The sequence below is a fragment of the Rhodovulum sp. FJ3 genome (assembly GCF_032918305.1).
Classification (GTDB): domain Bacteria; phylum Pseudomonadota; class Alphaproteobacteria; order Rhodobacterales; family Rhodobacteraceae; genus SAT37.
Genome location: NZ_JAWJUU010000008.1, coordinates 35,883 through 57,630, shown reverse-complemented (window position 1 = coordinate 57,630; position 21,748 = coordinate 35,883). Strand labels below are relative to the sequence as shown.

22 protein-coding genes and 1 pseudogene are annotated in these 21,748 nt (G+C 60.1%); 11 read left to right on the top strand and 12 right to left on the bottom strand.

Annotated features, from left to right (window positions below):
* Window positions 1-59 precede the first annotated feature (59 nt).
* The gene (aroQ, locus tag R1W00_RS16775) at window positions 60-497 is read right to left on the bottom strand and encodes a type II 3-dehydroquinate dehydratase (protein ID WP_317263921.1); all 438 of its coding nucleotides are present in this window, start codon (window positions 495-497) and stop codon (window positions 60-62) included.
* Between the two features lie 80 nt (window positions 498-577).
* Entirely contained in the window at window positions 578-1,054 is a 477-nt protein-coding gene (locus R1W00_RS16770; protein ID WP_317263920.1) for a DUF3237 domain-containing protein, read from the bottom strand.
* Window positions 1,055-1,173: 119 nt separating this feature from the next.
* Between R1W00_RS16770 and R1W00_RS16765 the strand changes: the two genes are divergently transcribed.
* Window positions 1,174-2,934: a feruloyl-CoA synthase gene (locus R1W00_RS16765; protein WP_317263919.1), complete on the top strand. Its 1,761-nt coding sequence runs from the start codon at window positions 1,174-1,176 to the stop codon at window positions 2,932-2,934.
* Between the two features lie 103 nt (window positions 2,935-3,037).
* Here the strand turns inward: R1W00_RS16765 and R1W00_RS16760 are convergent, their stop codons facing one another.
* Complete coding sequence (locus tag R1W00_RS16760; protein ID WP_317263918.1) at window positions 3,038-4,075, bottom strand: TRAP transporter substrate-binding protein; 1,038 nt, start codon at window positions 4,073-4,075, stop codon at window positions 3,038-3,040.
* Window positions 4,076-4,132: 57 nt separating this feature from the next.
* A complete protein-coding gene (locus R1W00_RS16755; protein WP_317263917.1) occupies window positions 4,133-5,326 on the bottom strand; it encodes a cytochrome P450 in 1,194 nt (397 codons plus the stop codon).
* 106 nt (window positions 5,327-5,432) lie between these two features.
* On the opposite strand from R1W00_RS16755, the gene R1W00_RS16750 reads away from it, so the two are divergent.
* Window positions 5,433-6,329 (top strand): LysR family transcriptional regulator, encoded by an 897-nt coding sequence (locus R1W00_RS16750; protein ID WP_317263916.1) that lies wholly within the window; start codon window positions 5,433-5,435, stop codon window positions 6,327-6,329.
* Here the strand turns inward: R1W00_RS16750 and R1W00_RS16745 are convergent.
* The 8 genes and pseudogenes from R1W00_RS16745 to R1W00_RS16710 all read right to left on the bottom strand — a co-directional run bounded on the left by R1W00_RS16745 (window position 6,326) and on the right by R1W00_RS16710 (window position 13,056).
* On the bottom strand, window positions 6,326-7,090 hold the full coding sequence (locus R1W00_RS16745; RefSeq protein WP_317263915.1) for a ferredoxin--NADP reductase: 765 nt from the start codon (window positions 7,088-7,090) through the stop codon (window positions 6,326-6,328). The genes R1W00_RS16750 and R1W00_RS16745 overlap by 4 nt on opposite strands.
* 27 nt (window positions 7,091-7,117) lie before the next feature.
* Window positions 7,118-7,540, bottom strand: coding sequence for a DUF934 domain-containing protein (locus R1W00_RS16740; protein ID WP_317263938.1), 423 nt, complete (start codon window positions 7,538-7,540; stop codon window positions 7,118-7,120).
* A gap of 24 nt (window positions 7,541-7,564) precedes the next feature.
* A pseudogene (locus R1W00_RS16735) lies at window positions 7,565-8,302 on the bottom strand (phosphoadenylyl-sulfate reductase); the annotation flags it as partial.
* Window positions 8,292-9,962: a nitrite/sulfite reductase gene (locus R1W00_RS16730; protein WP_317263914.1), complete on the bottom strand. Its 1,671-nt coding sequence runs from the start codon at window positions 9,960-9,962 to the stop codon at window positions 8,292-8,294. The pseudogene R1W00_RS16735 and the gene R1W00_RS16730, both read right to left, overlap by 11 nt.
* Window positions 9,962-10,264 carry a DUF2849 domain-containing protein gene (locus tag R1W00_RS16725; protein WP_317263913.1) on the bottom strand — a complete coding sequence of 101 codons (303 nt, stop codon included), beginning with the start codon at window positions 10,262-10,264 and terminating at the stop codon, window positions 9,962-9,964. The genes R1W00_RS16730 and R1W00_RS16725 overlap by 1 nt, the downstream gene beginning before the upstream one ends.
* Window positions 10,261-11,655 (bottom strand): siroheme synthase CysG, encoded by a 1,395-nt coding sequence (gene cysG / locus R1W00_RS16720; RefSeq protein WP_317263912.1) that lies wholly within the window; start codon window positions 11,653-11,655, stop codon window positions 10,261-10,263. Before cysG ends, R1W00_RS16725 begins: the two co-directional genes overlap by 4 nt.
* Window positions 11,656-11,902: 247 nt before the next feature.
* Complete coding sequence (locus R1W00_RS16715) at window positions 11,903-12,541, bottom strand: ChrR family anti-sigma-E factor (RefSeq protein WP_317263911.1); 639 nt, start codon at window positions 12,539-12,541, stop codon at window positions 11,903-11,905.
* 2 nt (window positions 12,542-12,543) lie between these two features.
* Window positions 12,544-13,056: a sigma-70 family RNA polymerase sigma factor gene (locus R1W00_RS16710; RefSeq protein WP_317263937.1), complete on the bottom strand. Its 513-nt coding sequence runs from the start codon at window positions 13,054-13,056 to the stop codon at window positions 12,544-12,546.
* A 244-nt stretch (window positions 13,057-13,300) separates the two neighbouring features.
* Between R1W00_RS16710 and R1W00_RS16705 the strand changes: the two genes are divergently transcribed.
* The 9 genes from R1W00_RS16705 (at window position 13,301) to R1W00_RS16665 (ending at window position 21,711) form a co-directional block, all read left to right on the top strand.
* The gene (locus R1W00_RS16705; protein ID WP_410901571.1) at window positions 13,301-14,578 is read left to right on the top strand and encodes an NAD(P)/FAD-dependent oxidoreductase; all 1,278 of its coding nucleotides are present in this window, start codon (window positions 13,301-13,303) and stop codon (window positions 14,576-14,578) included.
* Complete coding sequence (locus R1W00_RS16700; protein WP_317263909.1) at window positions 14,575-15,324, top strand: DUF1365 domain-containing protein; 750 nt, start codon at window positions 14,575-14,577, stop codon at window positions 15,322-15,324. Before R1W00_RS16705 ends, R1W00_RS16700 begins: the two co-directional genes overlap by 4 nt.
* A complete protein-coding gene (locus tag R1W00_RS16695) occupies window positions 15,324-16,481 on the top strand; it encodes a cyclopropane-fatty-acyl-phospholipid synthase family protein (protein ID WP_317263908.1) in 1,158 nt (385 codons plus the stop codon). Before R1W00_RS16700 ends, R1W00_RS16695 begins: the two co-directional genes overlap by 1 nt.
* A complete protein-coding gene (locus R1W00_RS16690; RefSeq protein ID WP_317263907.1) occupies window positions 16,450-17,001 on the top strand; it encodes a hypothetical protein in 552 nt (183 codons plus the stop codon). The genes R1W00_RS16695 and R1W00_RS16690 overlap by 32 nt, the downstream gene beginning before the upstream one ends.
* Window positions 16,998-18,227, top strand: a complete 1,230-nt coding sequence (locus tag R1W00_RS16685; RefSeq protein WP_317263906.1) for an MFS transporter — start codon at window positions 16,998-17,000, stop codon at window positions 18,225-18,227. Before R1W00_RS16690 ends, R1W00_RS16685 begins: the two co-directional genes overlap by 4 nt.
* Window positions 18,224-18,781 carry a DUF3833 domain-containing protein gene (locus R1W00_RS16680; protein ID WP_317263905.1) on the top strand — a complete coding sequence of 186 codons (558 nt, stop codon included), beginning with the start codon at window positions 18,224-18,226 and terminating at the stop codon, window positions 18,779-18,781. Before R1W00_RS16685 ends, R1W00_RS16680 begins: the two co-directional genes overlap by 4 nt.
* Window positions 18,774-19,499 (top strand): SDR family NAD(P)-dependent oxidoreductase, encoded by a 726-nt coding sequence (locus tag R1W00_RS16675; protein WP_317263904.1) that lies wholly within the window; start codon window positions 18,774-18,776, stop codon window positions 19,497-19,499. Before R1W00_RS16680 ends, R1W00_RS16675 begins: the two co-directional genes overlap by 8 nt.
* Window positions 19,500-19,721: 222 nt before the next feature.
* Window positions 19,722-20,498: an HAD-IIB family hydrolase gene (locus R1W00_RS16670; RefSeq protein ID WP_317263903.1), complete on the top strand. Its 777-nt coding sequence runs from the start codon at window positions 19,722-19,724 to the stop codon at window positions 20,496-20,498.
* The gene (locus R1W00_RS16665) at window positions 20,491-21,711 is read left to right on the top strand and encodes a glycosyl transferase (protein ID WP_317263902.1); all 1,221 of its coding nucleotides are present in this window, start codon (window positions 20,491-20,493) and stop codon (window positions 21,709-21,711) included. The genes R1W00_RS16670 and R1W00_RS16665 overlap by 8 nt, the downstream gene beginning before the upstream one ends.
* The last annotated feature ends 37 nt before the right edge of the window (window positions 21,712-21,748 follow it).

The window sequence follows — 21,748 nt, the reverse complement described above, 5'->3', positions numbered from 1 at the left end:
ATTTTCGCTTAGCTTAGGCACAAATTGAGCTTTGGCTCAATAGCTGAGCAGATACCCACTTAGCCGAGCAAGCTGCCCATGCGGCGCATGGCAAGCGCATAGCCCTCAACGCCAAAGCCCGCGATGACGCCCTCGGCGCGCAGGGAGACATAGGAGTGGTGGCGAAAGCTTTCGCGCTTGTGCACGTTGGAAATATGCACCTCCAGAACCGGCCCCTCAAACGTGTTCAGCGCATCCAAAATGGCGACCGAGGTATGCGTGAACGCGCCCGGATTGATGACGATGCCCGCCCCGTCCTCACGCGCGGCATGGATCCAGTCGATGATTGCGCCCTCGTGGTTGGATTGCAGCAGTACACAGTCCAGACCGAATTCATCGGCCACCTTGCGGCAGGACGCCTCGACATCGGCCAGCGTGTCATGGCCATAGATCTCGGGCTGGCGCTTGCCCAGCAGGTTCAGGTTCGGCCCGTTCAGGATATAGATTTTCTTGGTCATCTGGATCTCGCCACAACACAGGTTTTGACACCTGTTACCCCTACCGACGCGCGGGGGCGACGGTTTTTTTCACCCCGCCCCTATCCGATCGCAAACAGTGACACCTGAACCGCAGAAGCCAAACGCGCGCCCGTCCCCACGAACAGCGTCCGGTTCACCCAGTCATAGCGCGGATCGCCGGTTTCCAGGCGCGCGTGCGTGCGCATGTAATATTGGTCCGGCGCGACCTCTTCGCCCGCGGCCAGTTTGGCGATCACTTCGGCCGGTCCATGGCGCAGGCCATAGTTGCGAATCTCGATCACCGCCCCGTCGTCCATTTCCATCGCGTAACGCGTGTCTAACTCGGCCACGCCATGGTCCCAAATCGTCTGCCAATCGGCCCCAACGTTCAGAATCCGACCGTTCAGACGCGGCCCAACGACCCGACCGCCGACGATCGGAATGATCCGGCGCACGCCCGCATTGCCCCGCCCCATTTCGCGGATCGGGTCCAATTCCACAAATAAATCACACACATGCGTCAGGGGCGGCACCCCCAAGGTTAGATTTTGCGTCATATCCCCTCCGACGATTGCACTTCACGATTGCTATATCTGCACATTGTTACTATTCATAACATATCAGGCTGAGGGAGACAGTACTGATCTTGGCCCTGATCTTGGGAGGAGAGGAACAGGTGAGCGACAAGTTTTGGACCCCAGAATTTGAAGTTGAATATCGGGATGACGGTAGCATCATCATGCGCCACACCGATCCGGAAATTTACTTTGGCCGGACGATTCCGGACAGTTTGGTCCGGTGGGCACAAAAGACCCCGGACCACGATTGGCTGGCCCAGCGGAATGAGGCGGGTACGTGGGATCGCCTAACCTATGGTGACGCGCTGCCGATGCTGCGCAAGCTGGGCGCGGCGTTTCTGAAAATGGGTCTGACCGCGGATCGCCCTGTGTTGATTCTGTCGGAAAACAGCATTGACCATGGCGTCGTCGCGATGGCCTGCCAATATGTCGGCATCCCCGGCGCGGCGGTCTCGACGGCCTATGCCCTGCTGTCCGACACGCATGACAAGCTGCGCGATGTGGCGGGTCAGCTGAACGCCGGTGCGATCTATGCCAGTGACGGCGCGGCCTATGGTCCCGCGATTGCCGCCGTGGCCGGTCCCGACACCCACGTGATCGTGTCGAAAAATCCGGCCGAGGGCATGCATCTGCTGTCCGACCTGACCCACGCCGACATCGACCTGACGGCGGCCGATGCAGCCTTTGCCGATCTCAGCGGTGACACGGTGGCGAAATACCTGTTCACCTCGGGTTCGACCGGCAGCCCCAAGGCGGTGATCAACACGCAATCCATGCTGACGTCGAACATGGCGCTGGCGGCGGATTGCTTCCGCTTTCTGGCGTTCAAACCGCCGGTTCTGGTCGATTGGGCCCCGTGGTCGCACACGGCCAGCGGCAACAAGGCGTTCAACATCGTCATCACCAACGGCGGCACCTTCTATATCGATGAGGGCAAGCCGACCCCGAAACTGATCGGGAAAACCATCGCCAACCTGCGTGAAATTGCGCCGTCGTGGTATTTCAACGTGCCGGTCGGCTATGAAATGCTGGTGCAGGCGATGCGCGAGGACGATCAACTGCGCAACAACTTCTTCAGCAACCTAGACATGATGATGTACGCGGGCGCAGGCATGGCCCAGCACACATGGGAAGACCTGTTGACCCTGTCGCGCGAAACCACCGGCCATGAGGTTCTGTTGACCACCGCGCTTGGCGCGACGGAAACCGGCCCGCTGGCGATGATCGGCACGACCCAGCAGGAGAAGCCAGGCAACGTCGGTGTACCGGTCAAGGGTGTCACGCTGAAACTGGTCCCGAACGAGGACAAGCTTGAGGCGCGGATCAAAAGCCCGTCGGTCACCCGTGGCTATCTGAACGATCCCGCCAAAACCGCCGAGGCCTTTGACGACGAAGGCTTCTATTGCCTTGGGGACGCCCTGCGCCCCGTGGACATGAACGACCTGACCAAGGGGTTCCTGTTCGACGGGCGGATCGCCGAGAACTTCAAACTCTCGACCGGCACTTGGGTCGCCGTGGGTGCCCTTCGCGCCTCGATGGTCGATCACTTTGACGGGTTGATCCGCGATGCGGTGATCGTCGGTGAAAACCGCGATGAACTGGGCGCGATGGTCTTTCCCGCCAATCCCGATGCTGAACCGGATCTGGCGGCCTATCAATCCGTTCTGGACGCGTTCAACGCCAAGGCCACCGGTAGTTCGAACCGCGTGCGCCGATTGGTTGTCCTGCGTGAGGTGCCGAGCCTTGATAAGGGTGAGGCGACCGACAAAGGCTCTATCAACCAGCGCGCCGTGATCCGTCACCGCCCCGAGGCGGTTGAGGTCCTGTTCGACGGTGAGCGCGGCGTAAAAACCTACTGACACAATGCGAAACCGGCCCGTTCGCGGGCCGGTTTTTCCATCTGCCCAAACGAAAAGGCCGGCCCCATCTCTGGGACCGGCCTCTTTCTTTCGGCGTATTGGCTTAGCCGCCGTGCTTTTTGATCAGCGCGCGCGCCTCGTCGATCAGGGCCTGACCGTCGATACCTTTGCTGTCCATATCCGCGATCCAGCGCGCATAAACCGGCTCGGCCGCTTCTTTCCAACGGGCGACTTCGGTCTCGTCCAGAACTGTGATCTGGTTGCCCGCCTTTTCGGCAATCGCCCGGCCCGGGGCGTCATAGTCCCACATGACCTGAGCCGCGAATTCCGACAGGGCCTGACCCGAATGCGCGTCGATGGCGGCGCGTGCCTCGTCCGACAGGCCTTCATAACGGTCTTTGTTCATGACCATGATGATCGTCGCGGTATAGAGCGCCTCATCACCCGCGAATTCGGTATGATGGCCCACCAGTTCCGACAGACGCACGGCGGGGGTCACTTCCCACGGTATCACGGTGCCATCGATCACGCCTTTGGACAGGGCCTCGGGGATCGCGGGCAGCGGCATACCAACAGGCGTTGCGCCCATTTCGTTCAGCATGTCGTTGATTACGCGGGTCGGACCGCGCAGCTTTTTGCCCTGCAGGTCCTCAAGCTTGGCCACCCCATCCTTGGTGTGGATCAGACCCGGACCATGTACCCACGCGCCCAGAACCTTGACGTTGCCGTATTCGCTTTCTTGGAAATCGTTCTCGACCATTTCCATGAACGCCTTGGACGTCGCAACGGGGTTGGTCATCATGAACGGCAGTTCAAACACCTCGGTGCGCGGATAACGACCGGGGGTATAACCGACAACGGTCATGGTGATGTCGGCCACGCCGTCGATGGCTTGGTCCATCAGTTCCGGCGGTTTGCCGCCAAGAGCCATGGCATCAAAATGCTGAATCGCGATCGCACCGCCCGAGGTTTCTTCAACCTGCTCGGCCCAAGGTTTCAGGATGTGCTTGGGCACGGTCGCCATCGGCGGCAAGAACTGGTGCAGGCGCAGGGTCACGTCCGCGGACCATGCCGAACCGACCGTCAAAGCCGTTGCACAAGCAGCACCCGCAAGTGCGCCGATAAAGTTACGTCGTTTCATAGTTTCCTCCCGTTGGTGCGGGCCTCCCAACCCGCAAATTTTTGGATCAAGGCACGCCTAGTTCAACAGAACAGGCAGATTACGCGGCCCTCTAAACCCGAACCCATAGAACGAAACTGCACTGGGGTCTGGCAAGGACATATTCGGAAAACGTTCAAATAAGAGCGGCAGCATGATGTCCGCCGTCATGCGTCGCGCGATGTGGGTCCCCTGACAGAAATGGGGACCGTTCCCGAACGCCTGATGGGGCTGCTTCGGGCGATCAATGTTGAACAGTTCGGGTGCGTCATAGAGATCCTCGTCGTGGTTCGCCGAGGCCTGAATGGTCATCACCGTATCGCCCTTGGGGATGTGATAGCCGCCGATTTCCGTGTCCGCCGTCACAAGGCGCGAACTAACCTGAATCGGTGCAACCCAGCGCACGCCTTCCTCAAACGCCTGCCCCCACAGACCGCCCTCTTTGACGGCGGCCAATTGGTCAGGGTTCTGCAGCAAACCGTACAAAATCGTCAGCAGCGCATCACGCGGCTCGTTGATGCCACCGCCAATCGCGATTTTGATATTCGCGAAAATCTGGCTAAGGGGGATCGGGTTCTCGGCATTCAGCATCACCGACAACGCGCTCTGGTTCGGCTCAGCCTTGTGGCGATCCATCGCGGCGGTGAACAGCGCGTCCATCTCGTCATTGGCCTGATCGCATTCGGCAAACAGGGCGTCGCTCCACCCGAAATTGCCCGCCCCGTCGATCAGGATCTGGGACCAGCGTTGCATGTCATCATCGCTTGCCTCGGGGATGCCCAACAAATGCGTCAGGCACCGCGCCGCAAACGGACCGGCAAGCGCGGGGAACAGATCGACCACCTCACCCTTGGGCAGGCGCGCGACGTATTCTTCGGCAACCTTGGTGTAAATCGGCTGCCAGCAGTTCTTGATGTTGCGCGCACCGAACGACGGGGCCATCGCGCCACGTTCGCGCGCGTGCTCTTCACCGTCCTTACGCATCAAGGTATGTGCGCGAAAGGCCCGCTTCATCGGTGTGTTCGGGTCGTCGGAACTGAATAACTCGGGGTTATCCTTGACGTATTTCGTATCCTTGGCCTTGGTCAGCAGGGTCCGCCCAACGGATTCCACACGCAAAACCGGTGCCTCTTGCCGCAAGCGGCGATAGATCGAATACGGATCATGGGTCAACTGTTGAATGGTGATATCACGATCCAACGGTGCCTGATCGGCCCCAGCAAGACTGGTCATGTTTCCTCCCTCAACATGCCTGAGCAGTCACCCTATCGTTGCATTTTAAATCTGCCAATCTGATGAAGTAGATAGTTATTATCGAAATTTCTGATATATCTAACACATGCCACAGACCTCGCCCCTGAACATCGATTTTGCCGCCCTGCGCGTCCTTCGGGTCGTGCATGAGCAACGCTCTTTCTCGCGGGCTGCTGAACATTTGGGAACCAATCAATCCACGATCAGCTATACGATTGAACGCCTGCGGGCGGTGTTTCAGGACCCTCTGTTCATACGGCAGGCGGGCGGCGTTGCGCCCACGGTACGCTGTGACAAGATCGTTGAGGACACCCAGCCCCTGATCGAAACCTTTCTGGAGCTGGCCAACCCCGACGCCTTTGATCCGGCCAGCGCAAAGGCCACCGTGCGCCTTGCCTGCAACTATTTCGAACGGGCGACGATCGTGCCGCATCTGGTGCGGGATCTGCGCCGCGCCGCGCCGGACATCAGTCTGCGGATCGTGTCATCAACCAGTCAGGGGCGCGAATTGCTATCGTCGGGCGAGGCCGACACGCTGGTCGGACCGTTCAAGATCGAGGCGACCGGATTTTACCGAGAACGCCTGTTTCGGGAGGAATATGTCTGTGTGATGGACCCGCATAATCCGCTGGCCAAGGATGATCTGAGCATCGAACAATTTCTGGATGCCCCCCATGCGGTGGTCACCTACGGGCGCACGTGGAAATCGTGGTTCTTGCAGGAAATGGATCACGCGGGTCTGAAATTACGTATGGCGCTGGAACTGCCTAGCCCCGCGATTCTGCCCGAACTGATTGAAGGAACCGATCTGATTTCCACGATCCCGTCGCGGATTGCCAAACGGTTCGGCCCGCAGATCGTCACGCGCCCCTGTCCGTTTCCGGCCCCGTTTGACATCTACATGCATTGGACCGCGCGCACGCACAGATCGCCGATGCATCAATGGTTGCGGCAACGGATTGCCGCAACCAAAGGTCTTTAGACGCCTTCTCCGACGAAGGCTTTTTCGACGACGTATTCGCGGGGTTCGGAGTTTGCGCCTTCGCGCAGGCCAAAGCTCTCCATGATCGCCATGATGTCCTTGTTGAAGGCCAGCGACCCGCAGACCATGCCGCGGTCGGTTTCGGGCGACATGCCTTCGATCCCCAGATCCTTGAACACGGTGCCATTGGTCATCAGGTCGGTGATGCGGCCCATTTTCGGCGAGGTCTCGCGCGTGGTGGTCGGGTAATAGACCAGCTTGGACAGGTTCTCGGCCCCGACCAGTTCGGCCATCAGTTCGTCATTCTTGACCTGCTCGACCAACTCACGGCCATAGGTCAGCTCGCCCACCTCACGGCAGGTGTGGGTCAGGATGATCTGCTCGTAATCCGTGTAGGTCTGCGGATCGCGGATCAGGCTGGCGAAGGGCGCAATCCCCGTGCCGGTGGAANTCTGATCGCCGACCTTGATGTGTTGCAGTTTGCTGGTCAGAGGGCCGTCCTGCACCTTGATCGAGTAGAACTCCAACTCGTCATCCCAAGACGGGCTGGCGATCGAATAGGCACGCAGCAAGGGTTTGCCGTTGTCGCCCATCAGGCCGATCATCACAAATTCCCCCGACCGGAACCGCAACGACGCAGGCCGCGTCACTCGGAAGGAAAACAGCCGGTCCGTCCAATGCGTCACAGCCGTCACCGTCTGGGCGTCGGGCAATACGGGCGTCGAGGGCGCGGTCGTTTCAGCAGCAGTAGTGCTCGTCATATCGTTCGTATCCTTTTCGCGGTCTGCTTAGGCGGTGCCGCGCAAACGGTTCAGATAGTCATGGCTTTGCCAGTTGGCACGGGCCAGCCATTGGTCTTGGGGTTGGCGTTTGGCCAGTTCGGGCGAGATTTCCACCTCGTCAAACCCCGAGCGGCGCGCCATCGCATATTGATCGGCGATCACGTGGCCCTTGGCCCGCAGACGGCCGTTGAACCCCATCAGGCGCAGACGACGGGCCAGAGTGAACCCGCGACCATCCGCAAAGGACGGGAAATCCACGCGGATCAGGTCGATGCCGTCCAGACGACCGGCCAAAACGGCAGGGTCTGCATCGGATGCCAGATCGACAGCCACAGCCGCCGCACCACCACCGCCTAGGGTATCGGGCGTCACAAAACCATGCGTCCATTCGTCCGCAGCAAAGCCCGCATCGGTGACAATGGTGTTCATCTCTGGTTCATCCTCTACTGTGGGCAAGGGTCCGCGAACGATCTTGCCGTTCACGAAGTGGATGCCGCATTCCTCTTTGTCCTGGTCACGCCAACGACCAGCGCGGGGATCTTCGCCCGGGGCCACGCGCGAGGTGCAGGGGGCACATCCGATGGACGGATAGCCCTGAGCGACCAGCGGGTGACGCGGCAGGCGGTTGTTGATGATATAGTCTTGAACGTCTTGCGGCGTCCAATGGGCCAAGGGGTTGATCTTGATCCGGCGGTCTTCTTCGTTCTCGAAAAAGTCCAGCGCCGCGCGGGTCGAGCCTTGGAACCGTTTGCGTCCGGTGATCCACGCATCGAATTTCGACAGCGCGTTTTCCAGAGGCACAACCTTGCGGATGTTACAGCATGCATCGGTGTCCGACTTGTGCAGCAACCCGTCGGGGTCATGCGCGGCCACGGCGGCGGGTGCCGCGCGGATCACGCGCACATCCGTCAGGCCGAGCTTTTGCGAGACCTCGGTCTGATAGGTCAGCGTTTCCTCAAACAGCATCTGCGTGTCGATGAACAGCACCGGAATGTTGCGGTCAATCACCGACAGCATGTGCAGCAGAACCACGGATTCCGCCCCAAAGGACGACACCATGGCGATGCTACCCACGTCACTATCGGTAAGCGCATGTTCCAAAACCGCCTGTGCCGCATGATGGCGATAGCGGTCGTTCAGAAAGCCGATACGCTCGGCCACTGAACCGGTGTGGAGTGTGTTAGGCTGCATGACGTTCCTTGACCTCTCCGTACAGCGCCTCTTTGAAGGGGGCCATACCCAGACGGCGATAGGTTTCGAGGAAGGTTTCCTCGACCGAGCTGCGGTGTTCCAAATAGGCCTTTACCAGACGCTCAACCGCGCCGACGATTTCATCGGCAGGGAAGCCCGGACCGGTGCGTTCGCCAATAGCGGCGGTTTCGGTGCCGTCACCCCCAAGGGTGATCTGGTAGTTTTCGACCCCTGCGCGATCCAGACCCAGAATGCCGATATGGCCCACATGGTGGTGACCACAGGCGTTGATGCAGCCCGAGATTTTCAGCTTCAGCGGGCCAACCTCATGCTCCAGCTTCAGTTCGTCGAACCGTTCGGCGATCTGTTGGGCAATCGGGATCGAGCGCGCGGTGGCCAGCGCACAGTAATCCATACCCGGGCAGGCGATGATGTCGCTGATCAGGCCCACGTTCGCGGTCGCCAGACCGACGGCGGCCAGACGCGCATGAACGGCAGGCAAATCGCCCTTGTGGATATGGGGCAGGATCACGTTCTGCTCATGGCTGATGCGCAGTTCGTCATAGCCGAATTCCTCGGCCAGATCGGCGAGAACGCGCATTTGCTCGGCGCTTGCGTCACCGGGGGTTTCTCCATGCGCCTTGATCGACACGGTGACGATCGCATGATCGCCCTGCTTGTGTTCGGCAAGGTTCGTATCCGCCCACGACCGGAACACGGGGTCCGCGCCATAGGCCTGATCAAAGGCCTCGACCGAACGACCTTGGGCCAGATCGGGACGACGGAAGCGCGCGTGGATTTCGTCCAGCAACGCCTGATCCACACCGTTGAACAGTGCGCGGCGACCGATGAATTCCTGCTCGACCAGTTCGCGATAGGTGTCCAGACCGTTTTCCATCACGGTGATCTTGATGCGGGCCTTGTACTTGTTATCGCGACGGCCCAGCAGGTTATAAACGCTGACCACGGATTCAAGATAGGGCAACAGGTCCTCTTGGGGCAGGAAGTCACGGATGACCTTGCCCACAATCGGGGTACGGCCCAGACCGCCACCGACGATGACCTCAAAGCCGACTTCGCCGTCCTTTTCGACCATGCGCAGACCAATGTCATGCGCCTTGACCACAGCGCGGTCATTGGGCGAGCCGGTGATTGCGACCTTGAACTTGCGCGGCAGGAACTGGAATTCGGGGTGGTCGGTCGACCACTGACGGATCAGTTCGGCAAACGGGCGCGGGTCCAACAGTTCGTCGGCGGCAGCACCGGCAAAGTGGTCCGAGGTCACGTTACGGATCGTGTTGCCCGAGGTCTGGATGGCGTGCATGCCCACATCGGCCAGCGCGCGCAGGATCGCGGGCACATCCGGCAATTTCGGCCAGTTGTACTGGATGTTCTGACGCGTGGTGAAGTGGCCATAGCCCTTGTCGAACCGCTCGGCGATATAGGCCAGTTGGCGCATTTTGGCGGCATCGAGCGAGCCATAGGGAATAGCAACCCGCAGCATATAGGCGTGCAGTTGCAGGTACAGACCGTTCATCAGGCGCAGCGGACGGAATTCATCCTCGGTCAGCGAGCCGTCGATACGGCGGGCAACCTGTGCGCTGAACTGTTCAACGCGCTCGTCCAGAAAGGCTTTGTCGAATTCGTTGTAATTATACATTAGGCTACCTCAACCTGCTTGCCGTGGGCGTAGTTCGACGGGCCACGGGTGCGGAATGTTTCGCGGAAATGGGTGGGCTCGGGGCCGTTTTCGCCCAGTTGGGCATCGGCCAGATACGGACCCACGATGTCGGCCTCTTGAGTCAACGCATAGGCCAGACGTTCGTTCGCCAGATCCTCGTCATCCAGAAACTGGGCCTCGGACATGGTGCGGGTCCATGCGTTGTCGGCGGTCAGCCAAACAGCGTCCCCTTCGAGCAGGTGGTTGGCAGTCACGACTTTGGGTGTGAAACGGCGGCTCATTTCGCCTGCTCCTTTGTGTTTAGGTTTTGTGCAACTTTGGCGGCCTCACGCGGGGCAAGACCGTAGAGAATGACCGCTGCGCCCTCGATGCCGTCCACGGCACTGGGCAGTTCGGCCAGCGTGGTTTCAATCGTCTGGCCATCGGTGCGCGAGGCCTTTTCGACAATCGTCACGGGCGTCAGGGGCGCAGCCCCATGCATCAGCAACCGGCCCTGAAAAAACCGCGCGCTGCGCTTGCCCATGTAAATCGCGGCGACCTCACCCGGTGCGGCAAGGCTGCGCCAATCCTGTTCGGCGAACCCGTTGACGTCATGGCCGGTCATCAGGCGCACCGCCGAATTGCGGCCGCGTTTGGTAAAGGACTGACCGATCTGGGCAACGGCGGCGGTCGCGGCAGTAATGCCCGGCACGATCGACCACGAGATATCCGCGTCGTTCAGCGCGTCCAGCTCTTCGTCCAGACGCCCGAACACACCCGGATCACCGGCCTTGAGGCGCACAACCTGCGCGCCGGTCTTGGCGTGCTCGACCATCAGGGCGTTGATGTCTTCCTGTTTGAACGAGGGGCCAAAGCCCTTTTTGCCGGTCTCGATGATGATCGCCTCACGACGGGCCAGTTCCAGAACCTCGGGCGAGACCAGTTGGTCGTGGATGACAACATCGGCCTCATGCAGGGTCTTGCGCGCCTTCAGCGTCAGCAGATCGGGATCGCCCGGACCTGCACCGACCAGATGGACGTGACCGGTGCGGCCTTCGCGCGCCATATGATCAAACACCAGATCGGCCAGTGCCCCGTCCAGTGCGTCAACGCCGTGGCGCGCCAGAACCTCGGGACCTTTTTCGAAATAATAATCGCTCCAGAAATCGCGACGCGCACGACCGGGGCGCAGACGTTCGGCCAGCGGGCGGAACAATTTGCCAACGCGCGCCAACGTGCCAAGGGCGGTCGGCAGGCGCTCCTCAAGGTCGGCCTTAATCGCGCGGGCTAGAACGGGCGCCGCACCTTCTGTGCCGATGGCGATGGTCACGGGATCGCGGTCCACAATGGCGGGCGTGATAAAGGCGCTGTCGTCCAGATTGTCGACGATGTTCACCAACGCGCCCACGGACGCACCCGCGGCGGCCAGATCGGCGTCGCGCACAGCGTCCTCATAGGCGGCATAGACCAGAACGGCGTCGCGCAGATCGTCCGCCACCGCATCGCGCGGCACCAGACGCAAGCGCCCCTCACCCGCCCAAGTGCGGATCAGATCGTCGGCGTCACCGGCGTAAACCTCGATCACGGCTTCGGTCTTGAGCAGCAGTCGCAGTTTCGCAACGGCGGCTTCACCACCACCTGCGACCACGATCCGTTTGCCTTGAACGGCCATAAAAATAGGAAAATGCTTCATTGCACCGACTCTGTTTGCCTATGCAGAAAATAGATGCTGTACCCCCTATGCCGCTATATGCAGAACAAAATAAGGAGGCCGTGCAGGTTTCACCGCCCAAGGTGGGAAACTGTTCCAATACGGCGATGGATGGCGTGAAAACTTTCGCCCCTGCGGCATGATCGCGCGACGGCCCGTTTGCCAGACAATAAAAAAGGGGCACGAATGCCCCTGTTTTCATGGTCATTTTGCGTGGATCAGACCCCGGTCAGATGCGGAATAGCGGCTGCAAAAGACGCGGAACAAAGCTGTGGAACCGCAGTGGCGCGTCGGTCGCGGCCAGACAGATGCAATCGGCCTCGGTCCCTGCAGTCGGGCAATGGTCCAGATCGTCATAGGCGATTTCCACATCGCCCACCCCGAACCCGCCGGTTTCGTCATGGAAACTGCCCTGCAAAACGAGGGTCAATTCCAGACCATTATGTCCGTGATCCGGCACGGCCTGCCCCGCAGGGATATAAAGCAACCGCGCACTGCCCTCGGGTCCGTCATAAAGGATCGACTGACGCGTCCCAAGGCCAAGGGATTTCCATTTCGGACGCCCCATCGGCAGCATTTCAGCCACCGGCGCGGGATACACGCCGGACGCCCGCACAGGCGCGGGGGCGGCGTCGAAATCATCGTCCAGACCGGCCAGAACGGCGTCACGCAACCCGTCGGACACCTTGATTTCGTTCAGATCATCCAACAGGGCCCCACCGACCGCATTGTGCGCCTCAAGCCGCGCGCGACATTCGTCACACATCGACACATGGGCCGCCACAACCAAGGCGAACGGATGCCCCAACGACCCGCCCGCATAGGCGGTCAGCAGGTTATCCGAAATATGATGGCGAATTTCAGACATGACTATCGCAGTTCTTTCAGTTCGTGCCGAAGGCGCTCCAGGCCAAGGCGAATTCTCGATTTAATGGTCCCGATGGGCAGGCCAGTTTCCTGCTGGATTTCGGAATGGCTCAGCTCTCCGAAATAGGCCTTTTCCACCACCTGACGTTGCTCGGCATTAAGCCCGTTCAGGGCCTTGCGCACCTGTTGCGCCTCTTGCTCGAACGCCAAGGATTGCGACGCATCCTCATTTTCCTGATCGGGGACCGACAGCTCTTCAGGGATGGGTCGCCGTTCCTTGCGCAAGATGTCGATTTGACGGTTGCGCGCGATCTGGTATATCCACCCCGAGGCCTGCGCACGCGAGGGATCGAACTGATCTGCCTTGCGCCACGCGGTCAACATCACGTCCTGAACGATGTCCTCGGCCTGTGCGGCGTTGATCCCTGATCGCATGATCATGGATTTCAGACGCGGCGCGAAGAAATCGAATAGACGTGCAAACGCCTGTCGATCCCTTTGATCGCGCACCGCCATCAACCATTCGGTTTGTGGCGATAAGGCCGCTGATTTTTCGTTCGCGGTCAATGACTTCCCCGATGCTGTCCCCGACACGAATGCATGTGCCAAATGCCCGTTCTGGACATGGTCGGCACGGTGCCCCGTGGTATGTTTGTCGGTCAACATACAACGGATACGGGCCCTGAGAACAGTTGGATCACTTTTTTTGATCCAATCGGGAATTTTGGTCGTAAGCATAATAAAGAACACCGGAGCGACCATGTCCCTAGACGTCCTATCACACCGCCCAATGAAGATCGCAATCGTCGGCGGGGGTATCTCGGGATTGGCGGCGGCCTATCTGTTGTCCCCCCATCACACCGTCACGGTTTACGAGGCCGAGGATCGCATGGGCGGGCACGCGCGCACCGTGATGGCAGGCAAAAACGGGGATCAGCCGGTCGATACGGGCTTTATCGTTTTCAACTACGCCAACTACCCGCACCTGACGCGGATGTTCCGCGATCTGGACGTGCCGGTCGAAAAGTCCTGCATGAGCTTTGGCGCAACGATCAACGACGGGTCGATCGAATATGGGCTGAAAGATCTGGGCGCCCTGTTTGCCCAGCGTCAGAACCTGACCCGCCCCGGTTTCTATCGGATGATCCGCGATGTGCTGCGGTTCAACGCCCGCGCCGAAGAGGTCGCCAAAGACGACAGCGTCACGATTGGCGAGTTGATGGCCGACCTGAACCTTGGCGACTGGTTCCGCGACTATTACCTCTTGCCGATCAGTGGGGCGATCTGGTCCACACCGGCCGAGGAAATCGCGGCCTTTCCGGCGAAATCGCTGGTCCAATTTTTCCGCAACCACGCGCTGCTCAGTGCCTCAGGTCAACACCAATGGTGGACCGTGTCGGGGGGCAGTATTTCCTACGTGACGCGTCTGTGCGCGCATCTGACCGCTGTGGGCGCGACGCTGCGGACCGGCACACCTGTGCAAACCGTGCGCCGCCATGACGCGGGGATTATGGTCCACACCGAAGGCCAGACCGAGGCCTATGATCACGTGATCTTTGCCTGTCATTCCGATCAGGCCCTGCGCCTTCTGGAACACCCGACCAAGGACGAACAGGCACATCTGGGCGCGATCCGTTATCAGCCGAATGAGATGATCCTGCACGCCGATCCCCGCCAAATGCCCAAGCGCCGCGCCTGTTGGTCCAGCTGGGTGTATAAGGCCGATCATGACAAACCCAATGCCGGCATCGGCGTGTCCTATTGGATGAACCGTCTGCAAAACATCCCCGAGGGCGATCCGTTGTTCGTGACGCTGAACGCAAACACCCCGATTGACGAACGGTTGATCTACGACACCAAAACCTTTTCACATCCGGTGTTTGACCGCGCCGCCATCCGCGCCCAAGAGGGCCTGAAGGCGATCCAAGGTCAAAACAACACGTGGTTCGCCGGTGCATATACCCGCCACGGGTTCCATGAGGACGGGTTTGCCAGCGCAGTGCGCGTGGTTCGCCAGTTGGACCGCGAATTGGTATGAGCGCCGCCCCCGAACATATCGCGGGCAGCACAACCCACGTCCGCCACGGTGGGATCGGCAACGTTTTCACCTATGGCGTCGATTATGTCCTGATCGACCCCGAGACCCGGACCGGCCCCGCCCTGTTTTCGCGCAACCGCTTTAACCTGACCGCCGTTCATGACCGCAACCATGGCGGCAAACGCGATCACGGCGTCGGTGCCCCATGGGCGCGGCAGGTGTTTGCCCAGCACGGTTTGAGCGGCGATTATGACCTGCGCCTTCTGACCCAGCCCAGCTTTGTCGGGTATATCTTCAACCCCGTCAGTTTCTGGATCGCCCAGCGCGATGGCGACCTGATTGCGGTGATCGCCGAGGTAAACAACACCTTTGGCGACCGGCACAGTTACGTGTGTCACAAGCCGGATTTCGCGCCGATCACCCCCGCCGATCAGGTGGACGCGCACAAGGTGTTCCATGTCTCCCCGTTTCAGAAAATCGCGGGCACCTATACGTTCAATTTCAAGATCACACCCGACAGCGTGGCGATCCGCATCAACCACAAAAACGGGCCTGACGGCGTTCTGGCGACCCTGACCGGCACGCGACGTCCCCTAAGCAATCGCAGCATCCTTGGCGCGCTGATCCGGCGGCCATTTGGTGCAATGCGCACAGTTGCGCTAATCTATTTCCAAGCCCTCAAGCTTAAATTCAAAGGCGCGCACTACACGACGCGCCCAACGCCCCCATCCGAGGAGGTCACATAATGTTTTCATTTTCCCACAGGGTCCGCCGCGATTTTCTGGAGTGCTGTGAGGGGATGCCGAACGGGTCCCTGCGCCTGATCACGCCCGAGGGGGATGTGCATGATTTCGGGTCCGGCGAACCGGCCGCCGAAATGTCGATCTATGACTGGGCGGTTGTGACGTCCCTTGCCGCGCGCGGCGATATTGGCCTTGGCGAAACCTATGTTGAGGGTCTGTGGGACACGCCGTGTATCGAGACGCTGGTACAGGTGGCGTTGCAGAACCTCGATCATTTCAACGGTTATGCCTATGCGACCTTCTGGAATAGCCTGAAGTTCCGCATGGTCGACCGCATCCTACGCGCCAATTCCAAGCGCGGCGCGTCCCGCAATATCCGCGCCCATTACGATGTCGGGAATGAGTTCTACCAACTCTGGCTCGACCCCTCGATGACCTATTCCTCGGCCCTGTATCAAGGGGACGATGACGACCTGCACCGCGCACAGTTGAACAAATACGACCGCATTCTGGACCGTCTATCGACGGGCGAACGTGTTCTGGAAATCGGTTGCGGCTGGGGCGGGTTTGCCGAACGCGCCGCCGATCAGGGGCGCCATGTGACCGGCCTGACCATTTCGCCCAGCCAAAAGGGATACGCCGACGCGCGTCTCGACGGGCGCGCCGAAATCCGCCTGCAGGACTATCGCAACTGCGATGGCGTATTCGACAATATCGTGTCGATCGAGATGATTGAGGCCGTCGGAGAGAGCTATTGGCCCACCTATTTTTCGACGATCAAACGCCGCCTATCTGACACGGGCCGCGCGGTGGTTCAGGCGATTACGGTGCCCGACGCCTATTTCGATACGTACCGCAAGGGCTCGGACTATATCCGCCAATATACGTTCCCGGGTGGGATGTTGCTGTCTGACCAGGCGATTGCGGATCAGGCCAACCGCGCGGGCCTGCAGGTCGTGAACAACTTCGGCTTTGGCACGGATTACGCGCGCACGCTGCGGGAATGGACGACGTCCCTGAACGCACAAAGCGACCGGATCAAATCCCTTGGCTACAGCGAAGGGTTCTTGCGCAACTGGCGCTTTTATCTTGGCATCTGCGCCGCCTCTTTTGAAACGGGACAAACCAATGTTGTACAAGTGGAATTGGCCCATAAATAATTGGCTGATGGCGGGGGCGATGGCCCTTGCCACGCTAACTGGCGCGCCCGCATTCGCGACCGGCGTGCCCGAGGTGGAAAGCCGCCTCAACAACCCCGCGCCCATCGGTCAGGCGCGGGTGCGGTGGCTGGGGATTTCCCTTTATCAGGCCAGTCTTTTCACCCCGTCCGGATCGCCGTTTGACTGGTCGCAACCCTTTGCCCTGCGCCTCGATTACGATCAGGACATCGATGGCGAACGGTTGATTTCGACAACGATCAAGGAGATGCGCCGGCTGGAGGGCGCCCGCGAAGACCACAGCGACATCGCCACCAAGCTGACCTCTTGTTTTCGCGATGTGCAGGACGGGGATCGCTATGTCGCACTGGCCCAAGGTCGGGACCGGATCGGGTTCTGGCTGAACGGAACTCAGGTCTGTGACCTGCGCCATGATGGCATTCGTGAGCGTCTCCTCGGCATCTGGCTGTCGGAAAAGTCGCGCATGCCCAACCTGACCCGCCAATTGCGTGGCGGCCAATGACCCCGTTTCAGGTCCCGTTGATCGCGGTGATCTTGGCGGCGGCGGGGGTGCCATTGTACATCCACTTGCCCCGTTTCGCGGTCGGCGATCTGGGTCTCAGCCTCGGGACCGTTGGGGCAATTCTGATTTCCATCCGAGTGGTCGATCTGGTGCAGGACCCGTTTCTGGGCCGTCTGTCCGATAGCGCGATGGTATCGCGCACCCGCCTTGCGTGGATCGGGCTGATCGGTTTGGTGGTCGGGTTTCTGTCGGTATTCACCCTGACGCCAGTGGGCGCGACCGCGTGGCTGATGGCCGGTCTGGTCCTGGTGTTCAGCGCCTATAGCCTGCTCTACATCCTGTTTTACGCGACCTGCGTTGACGTGGCCCAAGCCCGCACAGGACAGCACATGCGCCTTGCCGGATTGCGCGAAGCGGGGATGCTGGGCGGGATTATCTTGGCGGCGATCCTGCCACAAATCCTGTCGGGGTTCGACGGGACGGACGGCGGATACCGCAGCTTTGGTTGGGTTCTGGCCGCGTTGATTTTGGCCATCGGCACCCTGACCCGCGGGTTTTGGACCACCCCACGCCGCGCGGCACAGCCCAAGGATCAACTGCAACTGTCCCTGCTGAAACGTCCAGGCATTCGGGGTCTGTTGATCCTAGGCCTGATCAACGCCACCCCCGTCGCAATCAGTTCGACCCTGTTCCTGTTCTTTGTCGAGGATGTTCTGATCCTGCCCGATCTGGCGGCGGTGTTTTTGGTCGCCTTTTTCCTCGCCGCCGGAATGTCGGCCCCCCTCTGGTCCACATTGGCCACACGGTATGGCGCGCGGCGGGTTCTGGCGGGGGCGATGATTGCGTCGATGGCGGTGTTCATCTGGGCCGCAACCTTGGGCGCGGGGGATGTCGTGCAGTTCTCGATCATCTGCATCGGGTCGGGGGCGACATTGGGCGCGGATATGGTGATCCTGCCCGCCCTGTTTGCCGCCCGTCTGGCGCAAAACGATCATCCCCGCGGGGCGGCGTTTGGCCTGTGGTCCTTCGTGTCGAAACTCGCCCTTGCAGTTGCGGCTGTCGCGGTTCTGCCTGCGCTGGACCTTTTTGGCTATGAACCCTTAAAAACAGGCGAAAAAAGCAATGTTTTACCCCTGACTTTTGCCTATGCCGTTCTACCTTGTCTCGTGAAAATCGGAGCTCTTGGCGTTCTGCTAAAGCTCCCTAAAAAGGTGTTGATTTCATGATGTTCCTTGTTGGTATCTGTGTTGCCCTGTTGGCGGTCGCGCTGTGGCTGCGGGGGACGGGGTTTGCGCGCAAATCGGCCTCTGCAATGGAGGTTGGCGAACCTGCGATCGACATTCGCACGCACCTGTCTGGGCCGATTATTTCCGAGGGCGTCATCTATGGCCCAACGGGCAAGGTCGCGGGGCGTTTTGTGGCGGACATGCTTGGTACATTTGATGGGCGCGCGGGCACTTTGGACGAGGAATTTTCCTTTGCCTCAGGTGCGAAACAGCGGCGCAAATGGAACCTGACCTTTAACAACGATGGCACGTTCACCGCCACCGCCGATGACATCATCGGTCAGGCCACGGGGCGCATGGATGGCGCAACCGCTTGCATGCGCTATCGCCTCCGGCTGGAAGAGGACGCGGGCGGGCATGTTCTGGATGTGACCGACTGGATGTACCTGATGGAAAACGGCACGGTCATGAACCGGTCCGAGATGCGCAAGTTCGGAATCAAGGTGGGCGAGCTAATCGCAACTATGCGTCCGGTGGCGAACCAGCATGTTTAACGGCAAAACCTATTGGATCGTCGGCGCAAGCGAGGGCTTGGGCCGCGAATTGGCGCGCGCCCTGACCAAGGCCGGCGCGCGCGTTATCCTGTCCGCCCGATCCGAGGACCGGCTGCGGGATTTGGCGGATGAGCTGACAGGTGCCGAAATCGCCTCGCTGGATGCCACCGACATGGATAGCATTGCCGCAAACGCGCCCGACGCGGCGGACATCGACGGCATCATCTATTGCGCTGGCGTCTACGACCCCATGCGCGCCCAGGATTGGGACGCCGACAAGGTCGCACTGATGTTCGACGTGAACCTGCGCGGGGCAGTGAATGTTCTGGGTCGCGTGGTGCCCGCATTCGCCAAACGGGACAGCGGGCATATCGTATTGATCGGATCCTTAGCCGGATATCGCGGCCTGCCGGGATCAATCGGATACAGCGCGTCGAAATCGGGCCTGATCGCCCTTGGGGAATCCATCTACGCCGATTTGCGCGGCAGTGGGGTCAAGGTTCAGGTCGCCAGCCCCGGCTTTATCAAGACCCGCCTGACCGATAAGAATGATTTCGACATGCCCCAGATCATGACGCCCGAGGATGCGGCGGATCATGTCATGCGGATCATGCGTGGCGGCGCCCTACACGCGTCGTTCCCGCGTCCGTTTTCGTGGTTTTTCAAATGGGGTCGGTTCCTGCCCGCCGGAATCTTCTATCGGCTGACGGGGAAATAGATCCCACTTTTCCAACCCTACGCCCAAAATATGGGCGGTATGGCCACGGATTTCGTTCATTTTTCGCACATTTTTCAACCATCACGCACATTATTCACGCATTTCGGCAGCAATTCCCACGTTTATCGGTAACGGCCCTCCTTGGGGGTGCAGCCGTCATACGGACATGCAATTTTACCGTTGATGCAGATACGACCGATTCCAAGTGACGCGAAAATCGCGGTGTTCAGCGACCTAGACGGGACGCTTTTGGACCATGAAACATACGGGTTTGATGCCGCAAAACCCGCGCTGAAGCGTTTGGCCGAATTGGGTATCCCCGTCATTCTGGCCAGTTCGAAAACTGCTGCCGAAATTTCCTGTGTGCGCCTTGCGATGGGGTTAGATGCCTATCCTGCCATCGTGGAAAACGGTGCCGGATTGCTGCCCCCCGGTCAGGACGCCGATACGGACCGCCAAGAACACCACCGTCTGCGTCAGGTTCTGAACCGCCTGCCCCGCAATATCCGCAGCGGGTTTTCGGGGTTCACCGATTGGGGCGTCACCGGCATTCAGACCGAAACCGGCCTGCCACTGGACAAGGCCGAGTTGGCCGCGAAACGGATGTATTCCGAACCCGGCCTGTGGTCGGGCACCGAGAACATGAAGACCGCGTTCATTGCCCAACTCGAACGCGAGGGCGTCAATGCGCGCGAGGGCGGCCGGTTCCTGACCCTGTCCTTTGGCGCGACCAAGGCCGACCAGATGGACCGCCTGATGGACAAACTGGGCGCGACCTATTCGATTGCCCTTGGCGATGCGCCCAATGACCGCGAGATGCTATGTCACGCGGATTTGGGCATCGTCATTCACAACCCACACCGACCGCCCCTGCCCGAATTACCAGGCGAACAGGACGGCCACATTATTCGCAGCACCGCCGCAGGCCCCGAGGGCTGGAACGACACCGTTCTGGCGGCGCTGAATACCTACAGTGCCCACGGAGTAGACCTTGGCTGACTTTCATCAAAACGGGAACGTCGCAACCCTGCACAATCTGCGCACCAACACGGCCGAAGATCTGGCCCGCGAGTTGGAGAGCATTTCCCAATCCCGCAAGATCACATTGATCCTGCCCTCGCTGTTTTCCGAGCTTGAAGGCGACGCCCTGCCCAACATTCTAGATGAACTGTCCAAGGTGAAATACCTGCACCGGATCGTCATCGGCCTGGACCGCGCGGATGAAGAACAATATCGCCATGCGCGAAAGTTCTTTGCCCGCCTGCCGCAGGAACACGTGGTCATCTGGAACGACAGCCCGCGGATGAAAGAAATCCATGCCCGTCTGGACGAACTGAACCTTGACCCCGGCGAACCAGGCAAGGGGCGCAATGTGTGGTTCTGTCTGGGCTATACGCTTGCCTGCAAGGATAGCTCGGTCGTGGCCCTGCACGATTGCGATATCGTCACCTATTCGGCGGATATGCTGGCGCGACTGGTCTATCCGCTGGCCAATCCGAACTTTCCCTATCAGCTGGCCAAAGGGTTCTATCCCCGTGTCGGCGGCGGCAAACTGAACGGGCGGGTCAGCCGCCTGTTGGTCAGCCCCCTGTTGATCGCGTTGAAAAAGGTTCTTGGGGATCGCGATTACCTCGATTTCCTGCGGGCGTTCCGCTATCCGCTGTCGGGCGAATTCGCGATGCGCGTGGCCCCTCTGGCCGATCTGCGCATCCCGTCGGACTGGGGCCTAGAGATCGGCGTTCTGTCCGAGGCATGGCGCAATCTGGCCCCGAAATCGGTCTGTCAGGTCGAGATCGCGGACAACTACGACCACAAGCACCAACCGGTCTCCAAAGAGGACGCGACCAAGGGTCTGTCGCGCATGTCCGTCGACATCTCCAAGGCGCTGTTCCGGAAACTGGCCGCCGATGGCACCGTCTTTACCGAGGAAATCTTCCGCACACTCAAGGCGACCTATTACCGTACCGCATTGGATTTGCTGGACAATTATCAGGCCGACGCGCGCATGAACGGTCTGCAGATCGACCGCCACGCCGAGGAAAACATGATCGAACTGTTCTCGGCCAATATCATGGTGGCCGGTCAAGTCTTCCTCGACCACCCCGAAGAAACACCGTTCATCCCGACGTGGAGCCGCGTTTTCGCCGCCGACCCGCAATTGATGGATGACATGGTACAGGTGGTCGCGCAGGACTGCGAAACCTACAGCTGAAACGAACGGCGCCGCGGACCATGATGACCGCGGCGCC